The 2,438-nt window shown below is 43.3% G+C and carries 3 protein-coding genes; 2 read left to right on the top strand and 1 reads right to left on the bottom strand.

Going from position 1 to position 2,438, the window contains the following annotated elements:
• Positions 1-187, top strand: a 187-nt coding sequence (locus tag NJR55_RS13675) for a hypothetical protein (protein WP_253620457.1), incomplete at its 5' end; no start/stop codon positions are given.
• Positions 188-334: 147 nt separating this feature from the next.
• A complete protein-coding gene (locus NJR55_RS13670) occupies positions 335-1,117 on the top strand; it encodes a hypothetical protein (protein WP_253620456.1) in 783 nt (260 codons plus the stop codon).
• Positions 1,118-1,172: 55 nt separating this feature from the next.
• On the opposite strand, the gene NJR55_RS13665 is transcribed toward NJR55_RS13670, so the two are convergent.
• Positions 1,173-2,398 (bottom strand): IS3 family transposase gene (locus NJR55_RS13665; RefSeq protein ID WP_253618603.1). Its coding sequence is split into 2 segments (ribosomal slippage): positions 1,173-2,032 and positions 2,032-2,398, totalling 1,227 coding nucleotides; the frame shifts between segments, so codons are not numbered across the junction.
• Positions 2,399-2,438 lie beyond the last annotated feature (40 nt).

The following is a 2,438-nucleotide window of genomic DNA, read 5'->3' as shown; positions in this document are numbered from 1 at the left end:
TTCGAAGCAGGGAGGCGTATTCTACACGTCCCTCTCGTTTCGTCAACCCATTTTTTTCAGCTTTTTCAGCCCGGTTAAAACAAAACGCCGTTGTCTGATTTCCTTAGCGGATAACTCATCACAACGGCGGCGAATTATAGTGATCTCTTTCAGCCTTGCAAGATCTTTTTTCGATCAAAAAGCTTAACCGAGCAAAAAAACATCACCTGTAAATAAACCTTGTTAGATTTGCTCGTTTTTACTTCTATTTTGTTGTTTTTTTGTGATTCCCCTGAACTGTTGTTATATTGAATCACTCTAATAAGTTGGATTTACATTAAAGGGCTTAAATCTTATGCGCTGGAAATTAATAACTTTTACCTGTTTGCTTGTTGCAACTCTTAGTTCAAGCGCCATACGAACGAGTCATGCTGCTACTTTTGATAGCAGCCTCCAAAATTCGTCTTCCACTTTACAAGATACTTACCGAAGTATTATCGAAAATCACCTCAATAAAAATTTCTCTATTATGCGCACCGTGCGTATTTTGATTAATAACTACCCGGAACATGCCACTTATATCGTTAATGCCGCTTTTGATATAAGAGAAAGCAGAGTCAAAGCGATAGTAATAGCCGCAATGCAAGCAGAACCGGCTGTCACTTATACTGTCGTCGACATTGCTATAGCTCGTTACCCAAATTTAACTAATGACATTGTTGAGGCAGCTATTCAAACCGAGCCCGCTTATATTGATGATATCATTACTATCGCTTTGCAACGTCAACCTGATAACGCTGAAACTATTATACGCAAGGCTGTCGCGTCCCATCCTGATTTTACTGAGTCTGTTTTGAGAACCGCAGCGCAGGAAGCACCTAGTTCAATTTTTTCCTCATTGACTGAATCGATAAAGGCTTTACCGGAAACTGCAACAGCTTTAATTGCCGTTATGAAGGACTTTTTTGTTGGTTCAGATAATGAAGAGGACACATACGAAATTAGCAAAGAAGATTGGCGAATTCTAACTCTGGAAGCGAAAGAGTCAGGAGTGAGTCGTAAAGAACTTGAATGGTTAGTAAAGGAAGGTTATCTGGAAAAGGAAACCTTCGCTAAGATTTTCAACGAAAAACTCTAATTAATTATTACCACTTGGTTTTATGACCCGTCCTAAATTATGTTGACGGTTTTAACTAAGCCAGTTGCACCTTGCAACTGGCTTTTTTATGCACCTCATTTGGGGTTTTCATGCCCAAACTAAGGTGCGGCCTGTATTCATTATAGATTGCAATCGATTGCCTTACCGCGCGCTTCAACTCCTCACCCGTTTTGCACTTCGTTAGTAAAAACTCGTGCTTAAGGATTCCGTTAATGCGTTCCGCAAGCGCATTCTGGTAACAATCATAACCATCGGTCATGGAGGGCGTAATCGAGCTGGATGCGAGCTGGGTTTGATACGCCTGTGAACAGTACTGACTGCCCCTATCGGAGTGGTGAATTAACGGGTCCTGGCTAAGTCGTCCTGTAGTCGCTTGCTTTAGCGCGCGCCCGATATCTGCCGCTGTCATGCTTTGGGAGACGTCATGCCCCATGATTTTCCGGCTATAAGCATCTGTTACCAGCGATAAGTAATGGACTCCCGCATCGGTTTCGACATAGGTTATGTCGCTAACAAAGACCTGCTCAGGTCGGCTTACAACCAGCTCCTTTAGCAGGTTAGGATGCTTCTTCATCCAGTGTTTACTATCCGTAGTTTTATGGTAATTTCGCGGCTTCTTTACCAGCAAGTTATGATTGCGCAGGTAGTCAAAAAGGCCATCCCGGCCAAGTTTAATGCCGGCTGCTTCTAGCTTAGGCTTAAGTAAATAATACAGTTTACGAGTGCCTAGCCTCGGCATAAAGCGTCGTATCTCTTGAACCAGCCTGAGAACTGGCATCAATGCCGCTGCTCTTCCCTGGTAGCGGCTTTCAGCTTGATAAACAGACTGCCGGGATATTCCCATTACACGGCACAGCTGCGATAAGCTTATTTGAGCTTGGCTCTGGAGTTTCCTAACCCCATGTCGACAAGCTTTTTTCGCAGTTGGGTTCCTTGTGTCGTATCGATGTAATCAATCATTTCATTGAGTACCAGGTTACGAACTTTCTCGTCTTCAAGCTTACGCTCTAGCTCTTTGATTTGTTGCTCTGGGGTGGGGTTCGAAATAGTCATAAGTGTTAACCTCGGGCGATACCAGTCTTGCCGCCCATGCTTGCGAAGCCACACTAAAACAGTGCTTCTGCCTTGTATTCCATATTTAGCTTGTGCTTGCTTGTAGGTCAACTCGCCTTTTTCTACCTGCTCTACAACGGCTAATTTAAAGGCTATTGTGTAATCTCGTTGAGTACGCTTAGAGATTGATTTGGTTGGATTTCCCATAATAAGTCTCCGATCTGTCAACTTATTTCAGGACGGGTCA

The sequence above is a fragment of the Idiomarina rhizosphaerae genome (genome assembly GCF_024159085.1).
Lineage (GTDB): Bacteria > Pseudomonadota > Gammaproteobacteria > Enterobacterales > Alteromonadaceae > Idiomarina > Idiomarina rhizosphaerae.
The sequence above is the reverse complement of the archived record's forward strand: the minus strand, read 5'-3'. Positions and strand labels throughout refer to the sequence as shown.